The organism is Corynebacterium casei LMG S-19264 (assembly GCF_000550785.1).
In the GTDB taxonomy this organism is placed as follows: Bacteria; Actinomycetota; Actinomycetes; order Mycobacteriales; family Mycobacteriaceae; genus Corynebacterium; species Corynebacterium casei.
Genome location: NZ_CP004350.1, coordinates 1 through 24,196, shown reverse-complemented (window position 1 = coordinate 24,196; position 24,196 = coordinate 1). Strand labels below are relative to the sequence as shown.

Sequence of the window (24,196 nt, the reverse complement as noted above, 5' to 3'; positions counted from 1 at the left end):
AGCCCGATCTGGGCCGATTACTTACATTTCCATGTTTGATCGGACTGACTCCTTTGCGGTGAGGGTGATGTGGGGCCAGGAGGAGACATCGCGAAGCAATTGCCTATCGTGCGAGGACATGACTACCGCGGCGTTTGTTGCTTCGAGGGCGTGTGTGAGCTCATCGACTAGTGCGATGGAAAGGTGGTTGGTGGGCTCGTCCAGGATCAGAACATGTGGAAGCTCCGCTAATACAAGCGCGAGCTCCAGGCGGCGTTGCTGACCCATGGACAACTCGCCCACGCGCTTGTCGCGCTCGGGAGCCTTCAGCAGGCCGAGATCGGCAAGACTCAGCGCGGCGGATTCTTTGATGGTGCCTGCTGAAATCAGCCGTTCCACGTGGCGGTGAAACAGCTGGCCTGCTCGTTGCGCTGCTGGCAGGTGGGCTTCCTGGCGCAGATAACCCACGCGTGTGCCTTGCGACACCTGCGCCTGCCCGCTATCAGGGACGAGTTGACCGCTGATGACATCGAGCAGCGTGGACTTGCCGGCGCCGTTTGGTCCGGTGATAACTAGCCGGCCGCGCTGGCCAAGCTCAAAAGACACGGGTTGGGTGAGGCGGTCGGTGACGGTGATGGCATCGGCAGTTAAAAGCGTGGAACCCTTGCGGGTCTTCAACGTAGGGAAGGCAAAGGCCATCGGCGGTTCCGGAATGGTAATCGCATGGGTATCCAGCTCCTCTTGGCGGCGATGAAACGCCTTGACCGCACCACCGGCTCGAGTGGTGCGCGCATGCCGCGGCGTGCCCTTGCCCGGCCGCCACTTATCCACCAAGCGGTTTTGCGCAGCATCTAAACTAGCCTCAAGTCGAGCACGCTCCGCCTGCTCTTTGTCATAGGCCTGTTCCCAGCGCGCCAACTCAGCCGCGCGGCCCTCCCGGTAACCGACGTAGCCATTGCCATAGATGCGCGTGCGGCCATCCGGCGTGGGATCCAGATCAACAATGTATTGCGCGAAATCAGTCAGCAGCGCGCGATCGTGGCTGACCACGGCCACCCCACCCTTGCGACTGCTAATCTGCGCGGTGAGAAACTCCAGGCCACTGCTGTCCAGGTGGTTTGTGGGTTCATCCAGCAACAAAAAATCATCATCAGCGCCCAGCAAACATGCCAGGCGGATGCGGTAGCGCTGGCCGACGGACAGCTCCGCCAAGCGGGCGTCCGTGTCGGTGACGGCATTGAGCGCATCGAGTGCGATGTGAACGCGGCGCTCCGCATCCCAAGCGTCAAGGCGCTCCACCCATTCCAACGCTTGGGAGTAGGCGGCTTCGGAGTTGGAGGAGGCATCGGCAAGCAACTGCCCTGCCTCCTCGAGCGCAGCCAACGCCGCGAGTGGCTCTGCAATCGCTTCCGCCACCGCATCACCCACCGTGCGCTGACCGTGCGATTCCATCTCCTGCTCGGCCACACCGATGGTGCCAATGTGTGACACCGTGCGGCTATCTGGCTCCAAGGTCCCGGCGAGGACATGCAGGAGCGTGGATTTCCCTCGACCATTTTCACCCACGATTCCCACGCGCGACTCCGCGTTCAAAACCAGGTCAACTTCTTTGAAAATAGTGTTGGTTCCCCGAATAACAGTTACTTCGGAGGCAATAATTTGGGCGCGTTCACGCGCAGGAAAACGACGTGCGTCGGTATTCATGTATTTCCTTTGAAAAACTCATGCCCAACACACTGGAAGCACAGCTTATCGATGCTCCCAGCCAGACATGAAAAACTTCGACCCACACAATCAACTGGCCACACGCGCAAAGCGCTGCGCCACGACACGGGTCAGGACAAGTTGCCTCCGTACACAACCCGAGAACAATTCAATCGGGCGACGGCCGGCCAACTTCGCCTTATAGGAAATACAAAAGCATGGGACTCAACCTACAACACTTTTGAATCCCTGTCACGGATTTCTAAGAACGGACCTGGTCAGCGTCGAGGGCTGGGAACACGTGGTCGGCGAGCAGTGGCGCTAGAACAACGTCTGGGTCGTGCGGGGAGACCCAGGATAGTTCAGCGATCTCGGCGGCGGCGTTCGGGGAAACGACACCGTTGTAGGAAAATACGGTTGCAACAACGTTGTGCTCGGCTTCGTTGGCGGCGGGGGCTTCGAACACGCCGAGCGGGGTGAGATGGGTGGCGTCGAGGTCAATCCCGAGTTCTTCATGGACCTCGCGCACCGCGGTGTCGAGGGCAGATTCACCGGGATCGGGTTTGCCGCCGGGAAACATAAACTTCTCAGTACCGCGTTTGCGGACGGTGAGAACTTGGTTCTGAGAATCGCGAAAGACAACGGCGCTGACATGAATCTGAGGCAAAACCATGTCCCTGAGAATACGCATTCACCTCGATTCCCGACGCAGCGGTTTAATGATTAACCCGTTGCTCTGCGCCTTTGGCACCGCCGGAAATACGCCAGCCGGCAAAGAGAATCAAGAACCAAATTGGGGTCGCCATGAGAGCAGAGCGGGTGTCGTTCTCAAAGGTCAAAACAACAACCATGAAGGCAAAGAAAGCTAGCACCACCCAACACATGAACGCGCCGCCTGGCACCTTGAACTTGGAAGCCTCGTGGCGCTCCGGGAATTTCTTCCTAAAGACGAGGTATGCCACCAAGATGAGGCTCCACACCACCATGAAGAGCACGGAGGAAACTGTGGTGATGAGCGTAAATGCATCGATGATGCTGGAGCCGGCGTACAAAACCACCAAACTCGGGACCAGGCAGGCTACTGAAAAGATCAAGCCGCGGGCCGGAACTTGGTTTCGGGACAAAAATCCCCACCGCGTTGGCGCTTGGCCCTCACGAGCCAGGCCAAACAGCATCCGTGAGGTGGAGAAAATGCCGCTGTTGGCGGACGACGCAGCCGAGGTAAGCACCACAAAGTTGATGATGCCGGCCGCCGCCGGCAAGCCAGCCAGGGCGAACATCTGAACAAACGGGCTCGAATCAGCATGGACCTTGTCCCATGGAGTGACCATCATGATGACCGCGAGGGCAAGGCTGTAGAACACGACGATACGAATAGGAATCGAGTTGATAGCGCGGGGAAGAGTCTTTTCCGGATCCTTCGTTTCTGCGGCAGCGGTACCGGCCAGTTCCACACCAACAAAGGCGAAGATGGCAATCTGGAATCCGGCAAGGAACCCAGCGATGCCGTTCGGGAAGAAACCTCCGTGGTCAATCAGATTCGAGACCGCCGCGACGTCCCCGTCCGGTGACTGGAAATGGGCCACAATCATCACCACGCCGGTGACAATCAATGCGGTAATGGCCGCCAGTTTGATGATTGCGAACCAGAATTCCAGCTCACCAAAGAGGCGAACTGCCACGAGATTTAACCCAAGCAGCAGAACAATGGTCAACGCTCCCGGCAGCCATAGTGGGACGCCCGACCACCAGTATTGAACGTATCCGGTGATAGCTACGACATCGGCCATGCCAGTGACGATCCAACAGAACCAGTAGGTCCAACCACAGACAAAGCCAGCGGTAGGCCCAAGAATATCCGACACTGCGTCACGCAGAGACTTGTAGTTGAGGTTTGAGAGCAGCAACTCTCCCATCGCCCGCATGACGAAGAAGAGCATGAAGCCGATAATGCCGTACACCAAAAGAACCGAGGGACCAGCAAGCGAGATGGTTTTGCCGGATCCCATAAATAGTCCGGTACCGATTGCACCGCCAATCGCAATCAACTGAATATGGCGGTTGCTGAGACCACGTTGAAGGTGGTCGGAGTCTACCTGCGGTTCTCTTTCGGGTTCTTTGGTTTTAATTTGTGATTTTCCCACATCATGAGATGCCATTATTCTACCTATCTAGCTTTTGGGGGAAGTAGAAGTATCAGTCGTGGGACGTTTCGGTACAGTCTCGCGCGAATCTACTGTTCGATAGAAAAACTACCACTAGGCCCTTTCGTACGTCCGCACGTAATCGGCATTATGGGTTTTTCGGCGTTTGCATGACCTCCAGCGGCCAACGACGGCGGAACTTCCCAGGCGGTTTTTCAAAGGGATAGCCCAACGAAACATCGATGTGGCTGACCCCATCCACACGGGTTTCCGCAGGAATGTGCAGGTGGCCGTGAATGACCATCTGCGCGTGGTATTTCAGCGCCCAGTTCCGCGTCGCGGTGGTGCCGCACCACAGCGCAATGTCCGGCTCAAAAAGCCGGTGGGTGGGTTCGACCACCAGTGGCCAGTGGTTGACCAAAATGGTTTGCCCGCGCACCGCGTTGAGCCGGTCTTCGCAGTATTCGACACGTTCCGCGCACCACTTTTCGATGTCGACGTAAGGGGCGATCGCGAGTTCATCGTCAAGCTTTATCTTTGCCTGTGCAACGGCCTGCTTTGCTGTTACCCCAAGCGGGCGAAAGCTGTAATCATAAAGCGTAAACAGCGGGCAAATGGTTACGCCACCAAAGACCGGGTACGGGTCTTCCGGCGTAATCACACCAATGGCGCGCAACTCCCCCACCAGCGCCCGGTAGCGGGCTTTGCCGCGGATGCGCTCGGAGGAACGGTTAAACAGCTCATGGTTGCCAGGTACCCAAATCACCTTGGCGAAACGCTTGGTCAGCGGCTTCAGCGCTTTCACAACATCCGGGATGCGTTCGGCGACATCACCGGCGACAATCAACCAATCGGCGGGGTCGCGGGGAGCGAGCTTATCAACAACCTGTTGGTTCTCCTTGAACGTAACGTGCAGGTCGCTGACTGCCCAAAGTGTGCGTGCCATGATCTGAGATTATCCCACGCAGCGGCGCTTTCTAATTCGAGGCCGCAACCCATTGCTGCGGGAATGAATCCAAAACCAGTCTCAAACATGCCGGTTGGACGTGCCCGGGACTCAAACTTTGTTCACCGAAGCGTGCAAACACTTCTGCATACCCTTGCACGTGTCTAAGCTAGAAAATACGAATTTGCAGATCTCCAGTGAAAGATTTCAGACTCACATGTGAAGGCCTTCGTCTTAATCTGGGGAGCGTACGGCACCAACTTTAGAACGTGGGATGGATGGGCGTAATGGATATGTACTTTTCAATTTTGGCGACGGTTCTCGTCCTAATCATGCTGGTACTCATCTTCATAAAAAGAGTTCCACGATGGGTTCCAGCTGTTCTAGGCGGTGTAGTTATCGTGTTGGTTTGGACTTACAACCTAGTATGAAGCCAATTCCACTGTTCATTACCTAGCCTGCTCCCGGAGGCCTGTGAGCAGTCCCGATTCTATTGATTGTCTGCCTCCGTCGTCACGATAGCCAGCAATACGCCTGCCGCGGGAACAGAAAGATAGTACGGCGGTGGCACGAACACTGGCCCCGAGAAGCCCCAGATAAACATTGGGATCAGCCCGGCAAGGAAGACCATTCCGAAAATCGCAATTAGAATCGCCCGCGTCTTCCTGGAAAGCTCTGCCGTCACAAATGCGAAAAGAGCTGCGGCGATAATCACGCTCAACAGAAATATTGTTAGTACCTCGCTAAAAGCATGTCCACTGGCTCTGAAATCCGCCGTGAAGAAAAACACCGCTACCGTAACCAACAACAACCCCACCTTGATTGCCACACTTCTGACAATCGATGGGTTAATTCTTGAGCCCATGGTGTTCCCTATTCTCCACTGCTGTTTCCTACGGCATCTTCCCTAATGTACGTGCAGATTGTCAGCGAATCACGCGTTGCACAAAGCTCCATGAGCGTTGTCTTGTGGGAGACCATAGACATCCACCGAAACTCAGGCTACGCTCAATAGCTAAAATTTAGGGGAGGAATCATGGACGTCAACAAATACAACTACTAAGTGTCCTGGTCAGAAGCAGATCAAGAATTCGCCGCGACCGTTAATGAATTTCCGTTATTGTCATGGCTTGATTCTAACGAGCAAGAAGCAAAAGCTGGGTTACTCAATCTAGTATCCGAGGTCGTCGAAGACATGAAAGAGTCTGGGGAAAAGATCCCTGAACCGCAGTAGGAGTTATCCCTTTCTTAATGCAATTCTGGGTCCGCTAACTGCACAACGTCGCGGTCTGCGACTGGCTGTTCCGTTTCTACCAAGATTGTTGCGCCTCGCGCTTCGAGAGTGCAGGCATCAGGTGCGTCGGGGAAAGTACCTTCAATCACTGCGATTTCAACAGCTGTGTCAGTTTCTTCAACAACAGCGCGAGCGCCAAAACAACTAGAAGTGCCAGCAGTGAAGAAAACGCGGATGCTGTTCTCATCCACGATCTCGTGCCGTTCCCAATCAACCGCACGTTCATTGGTGAGATCGTTGCGGTGAGGTTCATCGACTTCTGTGGCACCTGACTGTGGGGCCTGGCTGCTATCGAAAGGTGGCGACGCCGTAGAACCGGAAGACGAACATGCAGACAGCGGCAACGCGCACATTATTGCACCAATGCACAACCCGCCTAACTGTTGGCTTCTACGACCGCACTGCATAAGAATCACCGCTCACCGCTCGTTGTTTCATACGAGTGTACGGGTTCGGCCTGAGTGTGGAAACCACGAAAGGCTTGGTAGATTTCTCTACCAAGCCTTCATTCTGTGGAGCATAGGAGAATCGAACTCCTGACCTCCTGCTTGCAAAGCAGGTGCTCTACCAATTGAGCTAATGCCCCATCGTTCCGTTGGTGGGCCTAGCAAGAATCGAACTTGCGACCTCATCGTTATCAGCGATGCGCTCTAACCGACTGAGCTATAGGCCCTTAAGCGGAACGAGTAGTAACTATACAAGCGGGTTTCAGATTGACCAAATCGCCTGGTTATAAAAGGTTTTTAACCGCTCGTTAATGTTGAACTTCTTGTTTAAGATCAGCGTTGATTCAAGGTGTGGGCGGTTTAAGGGGGCATCGAAAAGCAAAGGCTCCACATCGCACATATGAAGCTGCGATGTGGAGCCTGAATTCCCGCCTCTCGGCGTGAGCCGGTGAGGCTAGCTGTTGGCCTTAGCCGGCTTGCTCGTCGACTTGTTAGCGGACTTGGCTGACTTGGTGGCCCTGTCCTGCAAGCCAATCTCAATGCCGCCGAAAAGGTCAACGATGGCGTTGTAGATCAGCGCCAAAATCGGCGCCAGGATGGTGTTGAGAATCGCGATAACCGCACCGATCAACGCGCAGATGGACACCACCATTCCAAACGTGATGGTTTGGTTGCCGCCGACATCGAAGATGAGAGAGTTGAGAGACTCCCAGATGCCGAACTGATCCATGCCGAAGTACAACAACACCACTGCCAACAACCAGGCCACCAGGCCTACCAGTGACATGGCCAAACCGACGCGAAACGCCGATAGCGGTGAAATTCGCTTCAGCGAAACATTTCGTCGTGCCATAGGAATTTACTCCTCATCGTCTACTGGGGATTCTGAATTTTCAGAATCCTGATCACTTGGCTTGTTAGGATCCAATTCCTGCTGAGCATCCTCAACAGTCTTTTCACCCTTCGCTACAGCGAGTGCTTCTTCCTCACCATCATCTTCCACATTGCGGTCGATGGCAAGCAGCTCAACATCATCGCTCAGGTTAACCAAACGTACACCCATAGTGGCGCGAGAGGAAGGACGAATCTCATTAACCTCAGTGCGGATCACGCCGCCGACAGAGGTAATGGCGAAGATTTCATCATCTTCCATCACCGTGATCGCGCCAATGAGCTTGCCGCGCTTTGGTGTGTACTTAAAGGTCATCACGCCCAAGCCGCCACGGCCCTGCGCAGCGTACTCTTCAATCGCGGTGCGCTTGCCGTAGCCACCGGAAGTAGCAACCAGCAGGAAGCCGCCTTCTTGGACCACGGACAGGCTCAGCAGCTGGTCATCGCCGCGGAAACGCATGCCCTTCACACCGGCGGTGGCGCGGCCCATTGGGCGCAGCTGCTCATCATCGGCAGTAAAGCGAATGGCCTGGCCCTGCTCCGAGGTCAACAAAATATCATCGGCGTCAGAGACCAGCTCCGCGCCGATCAAAGCGTCGCCCTCATTGAGGTTGATAGCAATCAGACCAGCCGAACGCGCGGACTCATAATCGGTCAGGCGGGACTTCTTCACGCGGCCCTGCTGGGTAGCCAGAACCAAGTAAGGAGCGTCCTCGTAGGACTGGATCTGAATGATCTGCGCGATCTTTTCTTCCGGCTGGAACTCCAGCAGGTTAGCTACGTGCTGACCACGGGCGGTACGGGATGCCTCCGGCAGCTCGTACGCCTTGAGACGGTAGACGCGACCGAAGTTGGTGAAGAACAAAATCCAGTCATGGGTGGAACAGATGAAGAAGTTTTTCACAATGTCATCTTGCTTCAGCTCAGCGCCGCGAACACCCTTGCCGCCGCGCTTTTGCGCCTTGTAAGAATCCACCTTGGTGCGCTTGGCGTAGCCAGTCTTGGTGATGGTGACAACCACGTTTTCACGTGCGATGAGGTCTTCATCGGTGACATCGCCAGTTGCGGCAATGATCTGGGTGCGGCGCTCATCGCCATACTTTTCGACGATTTCCTGCAGCTCATCATGCACAATCGCACGCTGACGCTCAGGCTTAGCCAGGATGTCCTTGTAGTCAGCGATCTCAAGTTCGATCTCTGCCAACTCATCAACAATCTTTTGACGCTCCAAGGCAGCCAGACGACGCAGCTGCATGGCCAAAATTGCATCAGCCTGGATAGTGTCCACATCTAGCAGGGCAATCAAGCCCTCACGTGCTTCATCCACGGTTGGGCTGCGGCGGATCAGCGCGATGACCTCATCAAGCATGTCCAGTGCCTTAACCAGACCGCGCAGAACGTGCGCACGCTTTTCTGCTTCGTCGAGGCGGTACTGGGTACGGCGAACAATAACTTCAATCTGGTGAGCTACGTAGTAGCGCAACATCTGATCGATGCGCAGGGTACGTGGCACGCCATCCACGATGGACAGCATGTTGGCACCGAAAGAAGTCTGCAGCTGGGAGTGCTTGTACAGGTTGTTGAGCACCACGCGCGCTACAGCATCACGCTTCAGCGTGATGACAATGCGCATACCAACACGGTCCGAAGACTCATCTTCAATCTTGGAAATACCGGCAATCTTGCCGTTAGCCACAGACTCCGCAATATTGGTGACCAGGTTGTCCGGGTTGACCTGGTACGGAAGCTCCGTAATAACAATGGTCTGACGCGACCCCTGTTCCTCAATGGAAGTCACACCACGCATGCGGATGGAACCACGACCGGTGGTATAAGCATCCTTGATTCCGTTGTCACCAACGATAAGGCCATAAGTTGGGAAGTCTGGGCCCTTCACAAACTTCATGCAGGCTTCGAGTGCTTCTTCTTCCGAAGCCTCAGTGTTCTCCAGCAACCAGAAGATAGCTTCCGCCAACTCATTGAGGTTGTGCGGCGGGATGTTGGTGGCCATACCCACGGCAATACCGCCGGAGCCGTTCATCAACAGGTTTGGAATACGTGATGGCAGGATGTCTGGCTCTTGGGTCTTGCCATCATAGTTTGGGGAGAAGTTGACGGTGTTTTCACGAATATCACGCACCATCTCCATAGCCAATGGTGTCATGCGGCACTCGGTATAACGCATAGCTGCCGGGCCGTCATTACCCGGAGAACCAAAGTTACCCTGGCCGTCAATCATTGGATAACGCATGTTCCACTTCTGTGCCAGACGCACCAGGGCGTCATAGATAGCAGAGTCACCGTGCGGGTGGAACTGACCCATCGCGTCAGAAACCGGACGCGCGGACTTCACGTAACCGCGCTCAGGGCGGTAGCCCGAGTCATACATCGCATACAAAATGCGACGGTGAACTGGCTTCAGACCGTCGCGGACTTCTGGTAGCGCACGACCCACAATGACGGACATTGCGTAGTCGATATAGCTGGTTTCCATTTCCTCATTGATGTCAATGGGATGGATCTTGTCAAAAAGATCGTCGTTATCATCGCTCATAGGGGCCTATTCTATCCTTAAACGGCTTTTAAAGCCCGCCGGTGATACCACGGTGATACCGTGGAAGTCATGGCGATGACACTTCGATTAACTCCTGAGCAAGATCACGCACTCACACTGCTGGCATCCGCGCACGGCACCTCCAAACATGAAGCCGTGGTGCGCGCGATTGCCCTGGCCGCGGCGCGAACCGTCCAAGACGCGACGGTGGATGAGCTCGCGCGCCAACACATCAAAGGCCGCAGCGCATTAGAAGCAGATATCCGCCGCTCCCGCAGCCACGCCCTGCCCGCAGGCCAGCACGAAGAAAGCTCCGGATTATGAGAGCCGAGCAACTCTTAGTGGTTGCGCAGCGTTTCTGTGAGGCCCGCCGCGTGCGTATCACCAACTACTCCGCGCTGGTTGCCGCGGCTGCCGCTGCGCATGCGCGTATCGATGGCATCGCAGTGCACGATAACCAAAACCAGGAAGCGGCCAGCATGTACGCGGTGTTAACAGCAGTAGGGGCGTTGAGCGATCACAATAAGGAGTTCGCCAACATATGCGCGAAGATCCATTTAACTGTTACGGATGTGGCTTAAGTTATGTATGGTATTAGCAGACTCGCTGTTAATGTTTAGCCTGCATAACTCATGCACGGTGTTGAAAACCGCGCTGGTGAACGCTCGCGCGCCAAGAAAGGATAATTTTCCGATCATGAAGCTCAAGCGCTTTATCGCCACTGCCGCTGCCACCGCGATTGCCACTACCGCCATTGTGGCGCCAGCATCCGCACAGGACTCTTCGAATGATCTGTCCTCTACCTTTGGTAATTCATCCAACGCCGGCAACGTTGAATCCCCTGATTTTGAGACCAACCCAGACTTTGAACCAGGTGAAGAAGGCAGCTCCCCCACCGGCTCTTCAGCTGGAGACCTGACGCTCATCTTTGGTGGTACCGCAATCTCGGCAAAGCTCATCACTGATAATGTGCCAGCGCTGCGCCAGGCAGTCGATGACATTGCTGCTTCCATGAACATGCAGACCTCATCTGGTTCATCCGAAGATAATCGACTTAACCAGGGTGGTTTGGACTTTGATCTGGAGCGTTTGGCGCGCACCAACGGTCTGACGGAAATCGCAGATCATCTTGCTGCGATGAAGGCAACCTCCAGCTAGTTCATCTTGTATCTGGTGAACTCCGGATTTCTTTGCTAAAGAAATCCGCTTAATGCGCGGTCAGAGCATGTTCAGGCTCGGCCGTGCTTTCCATTTCCAAAAATATTTAAGCAGAGACGCTAAACTAATTCGCATGCCTAATCTCTCTCAGCTCCTAGAACCACAGGTCCGTCCAGCACTCATCAAGGACTTGTCCGAGTTCATTCAGCAGACCGTCAATGAACAGTCCGGTATCTCCGGTATGGCCATCAAGGGCGCGGTTTCAACCGTTACCCGCGTTAATTCGGAGATTATTCCGAAGGGTATCAACCAGATCTTGCCTGACATGCTGGGTGATCTAGCACCACGCTGGGAAGAATTTGAAAAGTCTGGTGCCCAGGACTTCGGTGCCTTCCTGGAAAAGGACTCCGATAAGGTCGCCGATGCCGTCATGTCGACTGCGGACCGCCACGCTGAGCGCATCAACGTCACACCTTTAGCAAAGGCCTACAAGTCTCTGCGCAACAAGGGCGCCAAGATTGTTGAAGGCAAGGTTCCAGAACTGGGCGGCATCCTTCAAAATCACATGAAGTAGCTACGGCAACATTAAGCCTTAGCCAGTTCCTAGTTCTACATTCCGAGACAGGAGTTTCGATGGCGAATGTCGACGCTGTTGCAGCTTATATTGTTGAGAACAGCAATGCTGCGATCAGTACCATAAAGCTCCAGAAGCTCGTGCACTTCGCTCAGGGGCGCAATCTGAACTAGGACGCCCATCCTCATTTAAACTCAACGATCGAGGCATGGACGAGCGAGCAGGTCGAATCAGAACTTTATAAGTTATATCCGACATAGTTCGCGCAAACAGTAGCTATGTTTGGTGGTAACTCAAATGCATCTTTTCTATGGTAAGTGTCCATGGCAAGAAACTCGGGATGATTTCCCAAAGGCAACGCTTCTAACCAGAAAGTGCCAGTAATAGCTGGGATGCACCAGAGGCTGCTTACCTCAAGAAGGTTATTTCACCGCTCCCGAAGCATGGTGAAGGAAATGAACTTGACGGCTATATGGAATGCAAACGTCAGAAACTAATGTTTACGCAAGTGACAACCCACGGGGTTAATAGTTTCTCACGGAGCCAATGTTTGTGAAACAACCTGCCGAACCACGAGAAAGTTAAGCCACTAATTCTCGAGAAGCAAGGGCAGACCGCAAATTAAGCAATCTCAGCGCACAAGCTTTAGCCTCTACGCCCAGAATGTATGAATTTAATGCATCCAAAGAGCGGCTATCTCAAACTCTATTTGAGCAGTGTTTACTGTGCATTGAAATACTAGTAAACAGCACTTCAGGTACCTTTTCATCAAGTCATATTCCGCCTGGAGCAAACACGACAATGAATATAAGTTATGTAAGTGTTACCTAATTTTCTTGATTTCCCCCCTGGTTTCAATAGCCTCGCTTTTAGCACGATGTTCAAAACTATATACAGGAAGGTTTAAGATGAAGAATCTCAAACACCCAATCGTTGCTATCACTATCGGTTCAGTCCTTCTCCTATCTGCTCCAGCGGTCGTGTCCCGTAGCGTGGTGTATCTGTAACTATCGGTGAGGGCCTGATGAATGCATGAGGCGACCACCGTAGTACCTTTCGATTCCATAACCACACTTCCTCGAAAGGGAAATACCACGATGGCCGCTGCCCCTTATTCTATAGACCCGTCTTCCTACTTAGACGAATTGCTCGCTCAAGCATCTCCAGATCTGATGCGCGAGATGCTTCAAGGATTTATCAACCAAATCCTCTCGACCCAAGCAGACCAAGTCTGCGGCGCGGACTACGCCACCACGTCTGAGTCTCGTACCAATGTCCGCAACGGCTACCGCCACCGTGACCTTGATACCCGCGTGGGTACCATCGACGTTGCAGTACCTAAGCTTCGCACTGGATCGTTCTTCCCGGACTGGCTCCTGGAACGACGCACCCGGGCTGAACGCGCACTAACTACCGTAATTGCTACCTGCTATTTAAAGGGCGTATCCACTCGCAGGATGAATGATCTTGTCGCCAGTTTGGGAATCAATAACCTGTCGAAGTCCCAGGTCTCTGAGATGGCGAAAGATCTTGATTTAATGGTCGAAGATTTTCGCACCCGGCCACTAGATACCGGCCCATACTTGTATGTCTCATGTGATGCGTTGACGATAAAAGTCCGCGAAGGTGGACGGGTTGTTAAAACCTCTGTGCTCCTTGCTACCGGGGTTAACGCTGAAGGTTACCGGGAGTTATTGGGCATGCAGGTTGCTACATCGGAGTCAGTGGCTTCATGGACCGGGTTCTTTAGAGACCTTAAAGCCCGCGGACTTGATGAGGTCTATCTTGTGACCAGCGATGCACATCTAGGTATCCAGCACGCGATCAGTGACGTGTTACCGAATGCGTCCTGGCAACGATGCCGTACCCATTTCGCGAAGAACCTCTCAGCCATGGTGCCCAAGACTCAATGGCCGACGTTATCGGCGATGTTTCATACGATATTCCAACAACCAGACTCGGAATCGGTCTGCTCCCAAGCCAAAGAGGTCGTGGCATTTTGTGAGCAGAAGTTTCCACACGTGGCCGACTACCTGGAAGAAGCCCTCGACGAACTATTGGCGTTTACCAATACGCCGAAATCAGTGTGGAAGAAAGTCTGGTCGAATAACCCGACTGAACGGCTCAATCGTGAAATCCGGCGCCGCACAGATGTTGTCGGAATCTTCCCTAATCGTGACGCTGTTGTGCGCCTTGTTGGTGCTGTGTTGGCAGAACAGCATGATGATTGGATTCAGCAAAACCGCTACATGTCATTGACCAGTCTGGAGCAAACCAAAGCAATGATCACCGCCAACGTCATCGACGCTGACACCACCAAGGAGGTTGCATGAACCAGTCACAGCACCAAGCACGTGCCGGTCCCTGAGGCCATCACACTGCTTGTTTCAACGAAAGGCAGAAACACCACTCGGGCGGACTTGACCGCTCCAGCAGCACATGCTGTGAACAACACTTGGTTCCAAGGCACAGTCCAACCAAATACATCAAGGTACGAATCAGGTACATCTACTGGATTCCTTCGCAATTCAAGTAATGCTACCAGTGGATTGAACGGTAATCCCTGGGTTCGCATGACCTGCTACCTGGGCAGTCACTACTCCGTAGGAGGAGATGCCTGTTCCGTCTCAACCAGTACCCTAAACAATGAACGAGCTGGGTTTAAATATGAAAATCAGGTTCAAAGTCAGGCAGCTCCGCTTACTGCTTGGATAGGCGGGATACCAGGTGGCGGGATGAAAGCGGCTGAAAACTCAGATGAAGGTGCCACCCTTGAGGCTGAATCCAATTTCGTTGAACGGTGGTCTGATTCTGAATGGAGACTTGAAACTTCTCAATCGGGAGACTCGGACATTTCGGTGCGGCTACTTAAAGGGGACTATGCATATACCACCACAGGAAGTATTGAATCCTACAATAGCGCTGGAATTTCGCTATCAGCAGGCGACGGAGTCTCCGACATTAGTGTGACTGTATTTCCAGACAATTCAACAGTAGACATTTCACAGAATGAGCTTCAATCCGGACAAGCTGTTGCCAACGGGGTATTTATTCATACTGAGTAGCAATAGATGTTTGAGTGGAACTGAGGAGCACTACTCGAAGTCCATTAATCATAGACGAAAGAGTTATCATTATGAAGAAATCGATCTTCGTTACTGGGCTGCTAGTTGCGACAGTAACCTTGCAAGGTTGCTCCGATACTTCTAGCAGCAGTCCGTTGCTTGCAGCACTCGCGGAACAACAAGATTCAGCGGAAGAAAAAGGCAGTGTCATCATTGACTTCGGTGACGTCTACGCAGATTATGACGAGTTCATCATCGTGTGCCAGGAGGATTTCCGTGAGATGGCGTTGCAGCATGCCGGGCTTGCTGATGATTCCATCGATCCCTTAGGCGACTCCGAAAGCGCAGTCGTGGCCTATTCATCTGATGATGACAGTGAAGTTTTCACCGATGTCGTCGACCAGAGCGACGTCACTTTGTGTGAAGGTGTCCAAAGTTCGGCGATCCCTATCACTCAGAATCAGCAACCGTTCTCATATTCGGACGAGGACCGTTCTGAAGCTGGTTCACCGTGGCTTCGACAAGGTACAGACGCAGCGCTCTATTAGGTCATCAGAAGGGTTCTGGGTACAAGCTCGCCAGCACAAACCTGTCAGGATCAAGAGATTCTGGCAGGTGCTGCGCGAGTTTTTCTGCGTCATAGTCAATGAGGATGCAGCCCAGCCATAACTCTTTGGAGCCATATGGAACACCGTCATCGGTGCCGTCGATTTCGTGCTGCGCGGATTTCGCCCACAAGGGACCTGCAAATTGAGCCATGTCTACCTGGTCTACTTGAGTAGGCGCACCGCCATAGACAATGGGATCAGCAGCTTCCACGAAGGCGTTAAACAGCCCAGGGATAACATCAGCATTTTCTGGCGCGGCAAAAAATCCGACCGTGACGTAAGTAAGAGTACTGTTTCTTGGTTCACGGAGCAGGGTCATATTGAAGACGCCGGCAAGTGATCCGGGAAAAGCAGTGGGTTCACGGAGATCTTCGAAAAAGAACTTCTCTTTGACCTTGTCTGTGACTTCTTCGGTGCTGTCATCATATTCAACCAGCGCGTTTAATTCATAAAGCTGCCATTCCCCGGGTGCATCTAGGCGGTCATAGACCGCCTGAGTGCGCAAAAACCATAGGTCAAAAACCGAATCGGAAGGGAGGAGCTTGGGCGAATAGGCAAAGACCGTGGCATCAGGCTGGAGCGTGCTGACCTGAGCAATGCGGCTTTCATAGAGCGCATAAGCACGGTCAAGGTCCTCCGGCTTCGCGATGAATTGCGTGGTGATGATCTCAACGGTCATGCTTCACACGATACAGAAAACACCGCTGTAGCTTTATGCTACAGCGGTGCATCGGCAAGCAATGGCTCCTAGATGTCCAGGAAGCGCACATCCTTCGCACGGCGGGTAATGAAGGAACGACGTGCAGCGACGTCATCACCCATCAAGATGGAGAAGAGCTCATCAGCACGCTGAGCGTCCTCAAGATCAACACGGCGCAGGATACGGTTCGATGGGTCCAGCGTGGTCTCCCACAGCTCAGACGCGTTCATCTCACCCAGACCCTTGTAGCGCTGGATACCGTCATCCTTGTTGATCTTGCGGCCCTCATTGAGGCCCTCCTCGAGCAACTTGTCACGCTCAGCATCCGAGTAAGCAAAACCAGGCTTACCCTTGCCCCACTTGAGCTTGTATAGAGGTGGGTTAGCCAAGTAGACGTGGCCTTCCTCAACCAACTGCGGCATGAAGCGGAACAGCAAGGTGAGCAGCAAAGTAGCGATGTGCTGGCCGTCAACGTCGGCGTCAGCCATCAACACAATCTTGTTGTAGCGCAGCTTGGAAATATCAAACTCTTCATGGATACCAGTACCAAGTGCGGTAATGATGGCCTGGACCTCGGCGTTCTTCAGCACCTTGTCCATGCGAGCCTTCTCCACGTTTAGGATCTTGCCACGCAGCGGCAAAATAGCCTGGAACATCGAGTCACGGCCACCCTTTGCCGAACCACCTGCGGAGTCACCCTCCACGATGTACAGCTCGGAGATCTTTGGATCCTTGGTACGGCAATCGGCGAGCTTACCCGGCAAACCGCCCAAGTCCGTTGCGGACTTACGGCGCACCAACTCACGAGCCTTACGCGCTGCTACACGCGCCTGGGAGGAAGCAACAGCCTTGTTGACAATGGCCTTTGCCTCAGCCGGGTTGGCATCAAACCAGTCATTGAGGTGCTCATTGACCGCGCGCTGCACAAAGCCCTTGATCTCAGAGTTGCCCAGCTTGGTCTTGGTCTGGCCCTCAAACTGCGGGTCCGAAACCTTCAACGACACCACAGCCGCCAGGCCCTCACGGCAGTCATCACCAGTTAGGCTGCCGTCCTTTTCGCGCATGAGCTTGTGCTCTTTCGCGTAACGGTTCATCAAAGAAGTCAGCGCAGAACGGAAACCTTCCTCATGCGTACCACCCTCATAAGTATTGATGGTGTTGGCAAAAGTATGCGTAGATTCCTTGTAGCCCTGGTTCCACTGCATGGCCACCTCAACCTCGTGCTCATCAGCCTTAGCGTCAAAAGCAACAACGGTTGGGTGAATGGAGGTCTTGGACTTGTTGATGAACTTAACGTAATCAATCAGACCATCTGGGTAGTGGTAAGTGACCTTCTTCTGCAGCTTCTTAGAAGGCTCTTCCTTCTCTACAGGAGCAGCAGTTTCAGCGCCTTCTTCCTCGAAGTCATCCACATCTGCGTCATCAAAAGAAGTCTCATCCAGCTGCTTCTCACCAGACTCAGCGTCCGCGATAGCTTCCAGATCCAGCTGTTCCTTAGTCACGCGCTCGTCAATGAGCTGGATGGTCAGCCCCTTGTTGAGGAATGCCATCTCCTGCAAACGACGCGCAATGGTGGAGTAGTCATACTCAGTCGTTTCAAAGATCTCTGGATCAGCCCAGAAACGAATCTTGGTACCAGTACCGCGGGCATTACCGCCCTCCTTGAGCTCTTCCGGAACGGCGTTGTTGAACTCCTGGTACCAGTGCTTGCCATCAGTCTTGATTTCCGCCTCGACGCGCGTAGACAGCGCGTTGACAACGGAAATACCCACACCGTGCAGACCACCGGAAATAGCATAAGAATCCGAGTCGAACTTACCGCCGGCGTGCAGCTGGGTCATAACAACCTGAACGGTTGGTGCGCCCGATGCGTGCATGCCCACTGGGATGCCACGACCGTCATCGGTGACTTCAACGCCACCGTCTTCCATCAGACGAACAATGACCTTGGTGGCGTGACCCGCCATGGCCTCATCTACTGAGTTATCTACAACCTCCCAGATCAGGTGGTGCAAACCACGTGGTCCGGTGGATCCAATGTACATACCTGGACGCTTACGGACGGCCTCCAGGCCTTCCAGGATGGTAATAGACCCAGCGTTATATTCTGGTTGGGTAGCCACGAAACCGTGTACTCCTTTATTCCAAATTTAAACGGTGGCGAACGCCATCGTAGAAATCAATAATGCAATTAACCCTCTAACAAAAAGGGTGAACCACTCAGCTGCAACAAAATGCGTCTGTGTAGTTCTAAGACTTTCACCATTCTACACTGTGTCCCCCTACCTAGACAGACCTCACTCCGGTTAGACGCCAAATTATGCGTTAATTTCTACCTTTGTTGTGCGAAGTTGATCACGCGCCAACCCGGTTGTGCATGCGTACAGGCTGGTTAACAGGCTTTTGGATGAAAATTGATAATTTATCCGTATGTATCCTTAGAGCCCTGCGGTTTTACCCACATTGGCCCTTCATAGTTCTTATGTTGTTTAGGGCCGGAAATTTTTAGTTGCGTAATCACATCAACGCCAACTTGTTCGGAGATTCTCTGCAAAATCTGCCGCTGCAAGTAGCGCAGTTGCGTACCCCAATTTGAGTTATCGCACACGACATAAATAATGCCGTTTTCAATCCGATCGGGATGGGTGTGCTGCGCGATTTTCTCACCCACCAGCTTGTCCCAGTGGCCGGTAATCCAGCCGTGCGCCAAGTCATGTTCCCAGCCGCGGGAGGTTACCTCGCGCGCGATATGCGAACCAAGTTTTGGAATTTCAAATCCTTTGCGCAACCGGCGGCCATCCGCACCAGTTTCTCGGCCCACACCGCGATACTTTCTGCGCGGTGTCTTGGACAGCTCCGCAATATCAAAACCTGGCACCTGCGGAACCGGGATACCTTGTGGTTTCTCCACCGGCATGCGCGCCACTTTAGATTTTGATGCGTGCTTGAGCCGCGGAGGGTTCGGCGAACGCTTACGAATATGATCAAAAGCCTGCTGTACCGGATCAATGTTATTCATCCGTCTCACCAGCCTTCTTTACTTCGCCGCGCTCCTTTTCTTCAATCATAGATTCCGCATCAGACACAGACTCAGTTTCAGATTCAGTTTCGGACTCAAATGCTGTTTCTGAAGCTTCTTCTGCTGAGTTTTCTGTGCGGCCAAGGACGGAGACGCGGCCTTCTTCGGTATCCGCGACGCTGATTTCAAAGCGTTCCATAGGAACCAGGTTGTCCGGCAGATCCTCATCCACGGCAGCGGTGATAAAGACCTGTTCAACTCCGGCTGCAAGTTTCACTAGCTTCTCGCGGCGTTGGGCGTCGAGTTCAGAGAAAACATCATCCAAGATCAGGACTGGATCAGAATCTTCAGAACGCAATAATTGGAATTCCGCAAAGCGCAGCGCGATCGCATAAGACCAGGTCTCACCATGGCTGGCAAAACCCTTCGCCGGTGCAGTACCCAAATGTAATTCCAAGTCATCGCGATGCGGGCCAACCAGAGAAATACCACGTTCGATCTCACGCTGACGCTTGGCGCCAAGCTCAGCAAGCATGACGGCTTCCAAAACGTCGCGGTCTTCAACATCAATGGTGGATTTATACGCAATGTGTGCCGGACGGGACTCCGGCGCAAGACCTTCATAGGCAGCGGGGATAAGGTCCGAGAGGTGATCGAAAAGCTCCAAGCGTGCATTGATCACCTGTGCGCCTAAGGCTGCCAACTGTGAATCCCACACATCCAATGTGGCCAAGGCTGAAGCACCTTCGGTGTCCCCGTATCCTCGGCGCATGGCTGCCGATGCCGACTTCAACAACGCATTGCGCTGGCGCAGCACCTTGTCATAATCGGCCTTAACGCCAGCTAGACGCGGAGTTCTCGTAGCAATGACATCATCCAAATAACGCCGGCGCTCAGCCGGCTCACCGCGCACTAATGCCAAATCTTCTGGTGAGAACAACACGGTTTTGACCACGCCGAGTAGCTCGCGCGGTGACTTACACCGAGTGCGGTTGATCTGTGCTTGGTTGGCCGCATGCGGTTTGATGAGCAAATGCGCGGTGAGCTCACGACCCTGGTTGACCGCGGTGGCTGAAACCCGGGCACTAGCCATGCCGTGGCGTACCAGCGGGGCGTCTTGGCTGACGCGATGTGAACTCAAATGCGCGACATAGCCTAAGGCCTCAACGATATTGGTCTTGCCAAAACCGTTGCGGCCCACAAAAAGGACAATGCCGGGATTCAGATCTAGCTTTAGCTCAGGCCAAGATCTGTAATCTCGCAGGTGAAGCTCACGAATATACATCTAGAGTGGAATTTAACCAGGCAGACGCACTGGCATCAAAAGGTAGGTGAAGAAGGTATCTGGGGTTGGGAAGTTACCATCTTCATCTGCCTCTGGAAGCTCTTCTGGCTCAGGCAGCATAATTGCTGGACGCGATGGCTCAGTGAAACCAAAGACCACACGATCAGTTGGGATAACAGCCAGGCCGTCTTTGAGGAAGGCTGGGTTGAACGCGATGAGCAGTTCATCACGGCCAGTGAAAGCACAAGGAATAGTCTCCTCAGCATTACCGGTGTCAGTTGCACCAGCAGCAAGCTGTACTTCGCCTTCGCTAAAGAGCATGCGGATCTGTGCATTGCGATCCGTCAGCAGGGAAACACGGCGAATAGCTTCCTGAAGTGGGCCGATCTCAACCGATGCGATCGCGGTGTGCGTCTTTGGCAGAAGGTGCGAGACCGTTGGGAAATCTGCATCCAGCATGCGAGTGGTGGTCTCACGATTATCGGCGTGCAGACCAAAGAGGCCATCCGCAGCAATGCTCTCACCAGTACCAACCGCGATCTCAATGGGATCATTGATGTGAGAATCCAAAGAACGCGCGGTTTCTTGCAAGGTCTTAGCTGGAACCAGCAGCTGAGTCTTGATCTCATCTGCGGTTGGCTCCCACTCAAAGGTGCGCACGGCCAGGCGGAAACGGTCCGTTGCGGTCAGCTGCACATCTTTGCCATCGATAGACATGCTGATACCCGTGAGCATTGGCAACGTGTCATCTTTACCCGCTGCCGCAGCAACCTGAGTGACAGCTTCTGAGAACAGCTGTGGGTTGATCTTGCCGGTGACCTCAGGCAAGACCGGCAACTGTGGGTAGTCTTCCAAAGAAATTGTTGGAAGCTCAAAGCGCGAAGAACCGCACTGGATCAAGACCTTGGTGTCTTCCTGGCGGATCTCAACCGGCTTATTTGGCATAGCGCTGACAATGTCAGACATCAGCTTGCCGGCAACCGCGATGCGGCCTGGTTCTTCGATCTCAGCAGCGATACGAACACGAGTTGAAACCTCGTAGTCGAAGCCTGCTAGTTCCAAACCATTGTCATCCGCGGTGATGATCATCGCGCGCAGAACTGGCTGCGCTGCCTTAGTCGGTAGGTTTCGGGCAACCCATCCAACCGCATGGCTGAGGTCATCTTTAGCCACACGAAATGACACGGCGTTGGTCGTTTGGGTTTCCATGTGCGTCTTTACACTCCTTGACTCACGTTCGATGCGCCGTGCCCAGCTGAAAAACTGTTTGTCATTCGACGCACGCCGACTAGGTAACTTCCTCGCAATTTACAAGAATGCACCTGAATCTACCGGTTTTTAAAAATTCTTGAGGTTTAGCAACTTACAAGAAATTGCTTCAAGCAACTGCATCTAACTTAACCAGTTGCATGGCCATTGCGCTAGTTGCTTTCGCTCTTCTTGTAATTCGCCGATGCCCCGCGAGACGCGGTCGGCTCGGAGACTTTCACACAGGCCCTTTTTCTTCTAAGTGATCTAGAAATAAAGTTAGTAGTAGTAATAAGCGTTGTGGATCCTGTGGATAATCACAAGAATCCTATGCTCGGGGGCCAAAACGTCTGTGTGTGATCACATGTGATCAGTCTGGGGATAAATCGGGGCAATTGTGGACAACTCGAATTGCATGAAAGTTATCCACAGGAGGGCCTTTGTTATTCACCAAGATCGCACAGCAGTGATCACAGCAGGTCGGAGGTTTTCTTGGGCCTGTGAAAACCGATCTTGTGAGCAAGCTCATTAAATTACAACAATGAAATTACACAAGTGTGAATAACGTTGTGGATAACTATTTCCCTGCTAAAAGCCCTAAAACCTCAAAAACCGTCTATCCGCCAAAATTTCATGGTGGATAAACGGTGCTGTGTAGCTTCGAGGTTCTAGAAAGGTCGAGATAGTCCGAAATAGACCTCAAGAGGGCGAATCTAGAGGAAGCTAGAAATGTTTAGGCGCGGCCGCGAGCCTTGATGCGTTGGGTCAGCGCCTGGATCTCATCGTAGGTTTCACGTTTTTCTGTCATTTCGCGTTTGATTTTGCGCTCTGCGTACATGACAGTGGTGTGGTCCTTACCGCCGAACTGCTCGCCGAGCTTTGGTAGCGATAGATCGGTTAGTTCACGGCACAGGTACATCGCCAGCTGGCGGGCATGAGCGATATCGCGTTTCTTGCCGGAGCCAGTAAGGGTAGTTACGTCAATGTCGAAGAACTCAGCGGTGACTTCAATGATCGTATTAGGTGTAATTTGCTCCGCTGCAGAGTCTGGCGCCAGATCGCGCAGTGCAATCTCAGCCATTTCTATGTTGATCGGCTCATTAACCAAAGAAGAATAAGCAGAGACGCGGATCAATGCGCCTTCCAGCTCACGGATCGAGGTTTCAAAGCGGGAGGCAATGAGCTCCAGGACGCCACGATCAACGGTGGTGCCATCTGCCGATGCCTTCTTCATCAAAATCGCGATACGGGTTTCCAAGTCTGGCGGCTGAATATCAGTGATCAGTCCACCTTCAAAGCGCGTACGCAGACGGTCTTCCAAAGTATTGAGCTGCTTTGGTGGGCGGTCCGAGGACAAAATGATCTGCTTATTTGCCTGGTGCAGCGCATTAAAGGTGTGGAAGAACTCTTCCTGGGTGGATTCTTTGCCTTCCAGGAACTGAATATCATCAACCATCAAAATATCGAGGTTGCGGTAACGGCGCTTGAAAGATTCCTGCCGGTCATCACGCAGAGAGTTGATGTAGTCATTAGTAAATTCTTCCGAAGATACGTATTTCACGCGCAAACCCTTGTGCAGCAGCTGCGCGTAATTACCCGCGGCATGCAAAAGGTGTGTTTTGCCCAGACCGGATCCACCCCAAATAAACAGCGGGTTATAAGCACGGGCAGGATTTTCAGCAACGGCTACCGCAGCGCCATTGGCAAAACGGTTAGAAGAACCAATAACGAAGTTATCGAAGGTGTGCTTCGGGTTGAGTGATTGTTCGCGGTTTGGGTCATGCGCGGGGCGCTCACGCGGAATACGTGCGGACGATGGCGCCTGGAAAGAAGGCTGGGAGGTTTGCTGTGACTGATAGACATCAGCTAACTCATCCAAATTGGCCGGCGAGTGAGAAGTCTGCCAGTTCTGTGCCGGTCGGTCTTCTGACATGTCATGGCGGTAGCTAGTGACATCATTGAAACGCGAGTTCTGCTCGCGCTGATCATTATGAGTCTGCTGCGTATGCGATGTCGGATGAGACTGGTTCTGCTGATTTTGTTGGCCCGGGAAGTTTTGCTGGCCGTGCTGATCTTGATGGCCTTGGTTTACGGGGTAATTCTGCTCGCTTTGATGTTGCTTTGCTGAATTGTCATAAACGGCACGCTGAACATCGTGGAAGTTCTGGTTCGTGACATCTACTTGGTGTAGACGCGGACGGTCTTGTTCATAGCTGAACTGATTGACCTGCTGCGAAGAATTGTTGTGAGAAGACTGTGGCGGAGCCTGTGTCTGAGGCTGCGCGATCTCTTCTGGGGGAGCAACAGTAATTGCAACAGAACAAGGACGTCCCATATGGCGGGATAGGCCGGCAGCAATATGTGTTGCGAGTTCAGCTTCGACGATATCGCGGCTGTTTTGATCGGGGGTTGCCAAAAAGGCATAACCGTCGCTGATCATGATGGGTTTGAGAAGCTGCAACTTGATGCGCTGCTGCGGTGTAAAGGTTGGAACTTCCGAGTTGGGCTGTTCAGAGCGTCGAAGGAGATCTTCAACGATGACTCGCCACGTGGATGTCAGGGACGATTGTTGGTCAGACAC

22 protein-coding genes and 2 tRNA genes are annotated in these 24,196 nt (G+C 53.2%); 8 read left to right on the top strand and 16 right to left on the bottom strand.

The genetic code is table 11. The annotated features are described in order from the left end of the window. Window positions 1-21 precede the first annotated feature (21 nt). The 5 genes from CCASEI_RS00130 to CCASEI_RS00105 form a co-directional block, all read right to left on the bottom strand. Complete coding sequence (locus CCASEI_RS00130; protein ID WP_025386810.1) at window positions 22-1,683, bottom strand: ABC-F family ATP-binding cassette domain-containing protein; 1,662 nt, start codon at window positions 1,681-1,683, stop codon at window positions 22-24. A 262-nt stretch (window positions 1,684-1,945) separates the two neighbouring features. Next, window positions 1,946-2,356, bottom strand: coding sequence for an NUDIX hydrolase (locus tag CCASEI_RS00125; protein WP_006822308.1), 411 nt, complete (start codon window positions 2,354-2,356; stop codon window positions 1,946-1,948). A gap of 43 nt (window positions 2,357-2,399) precedes the next feature. Then, window positions 2,400-3,842, bottom strand: coding sequence for a D-serine/D-alanine/glycine transporter (cycA, locus tag CCASEI_RS00120; protein WP_006822307.1), 1,443 nt, complete (start codon window positions 3,840-3,842; stop codon window positions 2,400-2,402). 133 nt (window positions 3,843-3,975) lie between these two features. Continuing rightward, complete coding sequence (locus CCASEI_RS00115) at window positions 3,976-4,773, bottom strand: metallophosphoesterase family protein (protein ID WP_025386808.1); 798 nt, start codon at window positions 4,771-4,773, stop codon at window positions 3,976-3,978. Window positions 4,774-5,263: 490 nt separating this feature from the next. Next, window positions 5,264-5,638 carry a hypothetical protein gene (locus CCASEI_RS00105; RefSeq protein ID WP_006822304.1) on the bottom strand — a complete coding sequence of 125 codons (375 nt, stop codon included), beginning with the start codon at window positions 5,636-5,638 and terminating at the stop codon, window positions 5,264-5,266. Window positions 5,639-5,836: 198 nt separating this feature from the next. Here CCASEI_RS00105 and CCASEI_RS00100 point away from each other — a divergent pair, with 198 nt between their 5' ends. Next, window positions 5,837-6,007, top strand: a complete 171-nt coding sequence (locus CCASEI_RS00100) for a hypothetical protein (protein ID WP_006822303.1) — start codon at window positions 5,837-5,839, stop codon at window positions 6,005-6,007. A gap of 14 nt (window positions 6,008-6,021) precedes the next feature. Here CCASEI_RS00100 and CCASEI_RS00095 read toward each other — a convergent pair whose 3' ends face one another. The 5 genes from CCASEI_RS00095 to gyrA all read right to left on the bottom strand — a co-directional run bounded on the left by CCASEI_RS00095 (window position 6,022) and on the right by gyrA (window position 9,958). Then, complete coding sequence (locus tag CCASEI_RS00095) at window positions 6,022-6,420, bottom strand: hypothetical protein (RefSeq protein WP_025386807.1); 399 nt, start codon at window positions 6,418-6,420, stop codon at window positions 6,022-6,024. A gap of 160 nt (window positions 6,421-6,580) precedes the next feature. Continuing rightward, a tRNA-Ala gene (locus CCASEI_RS00090) sits at window positions 6,581-6,653 on the bottom strand. A 10-nt stretch (window positions 6,654-6,663) separates the two neighbouring features. Further along, a tRNA-Ile gene (locus tag CCASEI_RS00085) sits at window positions 6,664-6,740 on the bottom strand. Window positions 6,741-6,967: 227 nt separating this feature from the next. After that, the gene (locus CCASEI_RS00080; RefSeq protein ID WP_006822301.1) at window positions 6,968-7,366 is read right to left on the bottom strand and encodes a DUF3566 domain-containing protein; all 399 of its coding nucleotides are present in this window, start codon (window positions 7,364-7,366) and stop codon (window positions 6,968-6,970) included. A 6-nt stretch (window positions 7,367-7,372) separates the two neighbouring features. Beyond that, complete coding sequence (gene gyrA / locus CCASEI_RS00075; protein ID WP_025386806.1) at window positions 7,373-9,958, bottom strand: DNA gyrase subunit A; 2,586 nt, start codon at window positions 9,956-9,958, stop codon at window positions 7,373-7,375. A 69-nt stretch (window positions 9,959-10,027) separates the two neighbouring features. On the opposite strand from gyrA, the gene CCASEI_RS00070 reads away from it, so the two are divergent. The 7 genes from CCASEI_RS00070 to CCASEI_RS00035 all read left to right on the top strand — a co-directional run bounded on the left by CCASEI_RS00070 (window position 10,028) and on the right by CCASEI_RS00035 (window position 15,303). After that, entirely contained in the window at window positions 10,028-10,282 is a 255-nt protein-coding gene (locus tag CCASEI_RS00070; RefSeq protein ID WP_006822299.1) for a hypothetical protein, read from the top strand. Continuing rightward, the gene (locus tag CCASEI_RS00065) at window positions 10,279-10,539 is read left to right on the top strand and encodes a hypothetical protein (RefSeq protein ID WP_006822298.1); all 261 of its coding nucleotides are present in this window, start codon (window positions 10,279-10,281) and stop codon (window positions 10,537-10,539) included. Before CCASEI_RS00070 ends, CCASEI_RS00065 begins: the two co-directional genes overlap by 4 nt. Window positions 10,540-10,654: 115 nt before the next feature. Continuing rightward, a complete protein-coding gene (locus tag CCASEI_RS00060) occupies window positions 10,655-11,116 on the top strand; it encodes a hypothetical protein (RefSeq protein ID WP_025386805.1) in 462 nt (153 codons plus the stop codon). A gap of 133 nt (window positions 11,117-11,249) precedes the next feature. Next, window positions 11,250-11,690, top strand: coding sequence for a DUF6918 family protein (locus CCASEI_RS00055; RefSeq protein ID WP_025386804.1), 441 nt, complete (start codon window positions 11,250-11,252; stop codon window positions 11,688-11,690). A 1,097-nt stretch (window positions 11,691-12,787) separates the two neighbouring features. After that, window positions 12,788-14,023, top strand: a complete 1,236-nt coding sequence (locus CCASEI_RS00045) for an IS256 family transposase (RefSeq protein ID WP_025386802.1) — start codon at window positions 12,788-12,790, stop codon at window positions 14,021-14,023. A gap of 402 nt (window positions 14,024-14,425) precedes the next feature. Then, window positions 14,426-14,755, top strand: a complete 330-nt coding sequence (locus tag CCASEI_RS15340) for a hypothetical protein (RefSeq protein WP_025386801.1) — start codon at window positions 14,426-14,428, stop codon at window positions 14,753-14,755. Between the two features lie 71 nt (window positions 14,756-14,826). Beyond that, entirely contained in the window at window positions 14,827-15,303 is a 477-nt protein-coding gene (locus tag CCASEI_RS00035) for a hypothetical protein (protein ID WP_025386800.1), read from the top strand. A 4-nt stretch (window positions 15,304-15,307) separates the two neighbouring features. On the opposite strand, the gene CCASEI_RS00030 is transcribed toward CCASEI_RS00035, so the two are convergent. The 6 genes from CCASEI_RS00030 to dnaA all read right to left on the bottom strand — a co-directional run bounded on the left by CCASEI_RS00030 (window position 15,308) and on the right by dnaA (window position 24,196). Then, window positions 15,308-16,042 carry a hypothetical protein gene (locus tag CCASEI_RS00030; protein WP_025386799.1) on the bottom strand — a complete coding sequence of 245 codons (735 nt, stop codon included), beginning with the start codon at window positions 16,040-16,042 and terminating at the stop codon, window positions 15,308-15,310. Between the two features lie 68 nt (window positions 16,043-16,110). Beyond that, entirely contained in the window at window positions 16,111-18,186 is a 2,076-nt protein-coding gene (gene gyrB, locus CCASEI_RS00025; RefSeq protein ID WP_025386798.1) for a DNA topoisomerase (ATP-hydrolyzing) subunit B, read from the bottom strand. A 299-nt stretch (window positions 18,187-18,485) separates the two neighbouring features. Further along, entirely contained in the window at window positions 18,486-19,082 is a 597-nt protein-coding gene (locus tag CCASEI_RS00020) for a DciA family protein (protein WP_025386797.1), read from the bottom strand. After that, a complete protein-coding gene (gene recF / locus CCASEI_RS00015; protein WP_025386796.1) occupies window positions 19,075-20,367 on the bottom strand; it encodes a DNA replication/repair protein RecF in 1,293 nt (430 codons plus the stop codon). Before recF ends, CCASEI_RS00020 begins: the two co-directional genes overlap by 8 nt. Before the next feature lie 12 nt (window positions 20,368-20,379). Further along, complete coding sequence (gene dnaN, locus CCASEI_RS00010) at window positions 20,380-21,576, bottom strand: DNA polymerase III subunit beta (protein ID WP_025386795.1); 1,197 nt, start codon at window positions 21,574-21,576, stop codon at window positions 20,380-20,382. A 772-nt stretch (window positions 21,577-22,348) separates the two neighbouring features. Continuing rightward, window positions 22,349-24,196 carry a chromosomal replication initiator protein DnaA gene (gene dnaA / locus CCASEI_RS00005; protein WP_006822288.1) on the bottom strand — a complete coding sequence of 616 codons (1,848 nt, stop codon included), beginning with the start codon at window positions 24,194-24,196 and terminating at the stop codon, window positions 22,349-22,351.

Bases quoted from the DNA above. Each gene is read 5' to 3' on its own strand.
- CCASEI_RS00130 (WP_025386810.1), bottom strand. From the start codon at position 1,683: ATGAATACCGACGCACGTCGTTTTCCTGCGCGTGAACGCGCCCAAATT.
- CCASEI_RS00125 (WP_006822308.1), bottom strand. From the start codon at position 2,356: ATGGTTTTGCCTCAGATTCATGTCAGCGCCGTTGTCTTTCGCGATTCT.
- cycA (WP_006822307.1), bottom strand. From the start codon at position 3,842: ATGGCATCTCATGATGTGGGAAAATCACAAATTAAAACCAAAGAACCC.
- CCASEI_RS00115 (WP_025386808.1), bottom strand. From the start codon at position 4,773: ATGGCACGCACACTTTGGGCAGTCAGCGACCTGCACGTTACGTTCAAG.
- CCASEI_RS00105 (WP_006822304.1), bottom strand. From the start codon at position 5,638: ATGGGCTCAAGAATTAACCCATCGATTGTCAGAAGTGTGGCAATCAAG.
- CCASEI_RS00095 (WP_025386807.1), bottom strand. From the start codon at position 6,420: ATGTGCGCGTTGCCGCTGTCTGCATGTTCGTCTTCCGGTTCTACGGCG.
- CCASEI_RS00080 (WP_006822301.1), bottom strand. From the start codon at position 7,366: ATGGCACGACGAAATGTTTCGCTGAAGCGAATTTCACCGCTATCGGCG.
- gyrA (WP_025386806.1), bottom strand. From the start codon at position 9,958: ATGAGCGATGATAACGACGATCTTTTTGACAAGATCCATCCCATTGAC.
- CCASEI_RS00070 (WP_006822299.1), top strand. From the start codon at position 10,028: ATGGCGATGACACTTCGATTAACTCCTGAGCAAGATCACGCACTCACA.
- CCASEI_RS00065 (WP_006822298.1), top strand. From the start codon at position 10,279: ATGAGAGCCGAGCAACTCTTAGTGGTTGCGCAGCGTTTCTGTGAGGCC.
- CCASEI_RS00060 (WP_025386805.1), top strand. From the start codon at position 10,655: ATGAAGCTCAAGCGCTTTATCGCCACTGCCGCTGCCACCGCGATTGCC.
- CCASEI_RS00055 (WP_025386804.1), top strand. From the start codon at position 11,250: ATGCCTAATCTCTCTCAGCTCCTAGAACCACAGGTCCGTCCAGCACTC.
- CCASEI_RS00045 (WP_025386802.1), top strand. From the start codon at position 12,788: ATGGCCGCTGCCCCTTATTCTATAGACCCGTCTTCCTACTTAGACGAA.
- CCASEI_RS15340 (WP_025386801.1), top strand. From the start codon at position 14,426: ATGAAAGCGGCTGAAAACTCAGATGAAGGTGCCACCCTTGAGGCTGAA.
- CCASEI_RS00035 (WP_025386800.1), top strand. From the start codon at position 14,827: ATGAAGAAATCGATCTTCGTTACTGGGCTGCTAGTTGCGACAGTAACC.
- CCASEI_RS00030 (WP_025386799.1), bottom strand. From the start codon at position 16,042: ATGACCGTTGAGATCATCACCACGCAATTCATCGCGAAGCCGGAGGAC.
- CCASEI_RS00020 (WP_025386797.1), bottom strand. From the start codon at position 19,082: ATGAATAACATTGATCCGGTACAGCAGGCTTTTGATCATATTCGTAAG.
- recF (WP_025386796.1), bottom strand. From the start codon at position 20,367: ATGTATATTCGTGAGCTTCACCTGCGAGATTACAGATCTTGGCCTGAG.
- dnaN (WP_025386795.1), bottom strand. From the start codon at position 21,576: ATGGAAACCCAAACGACCAACGCCGTGTCATTTCGTGTGGCTAAAGAT.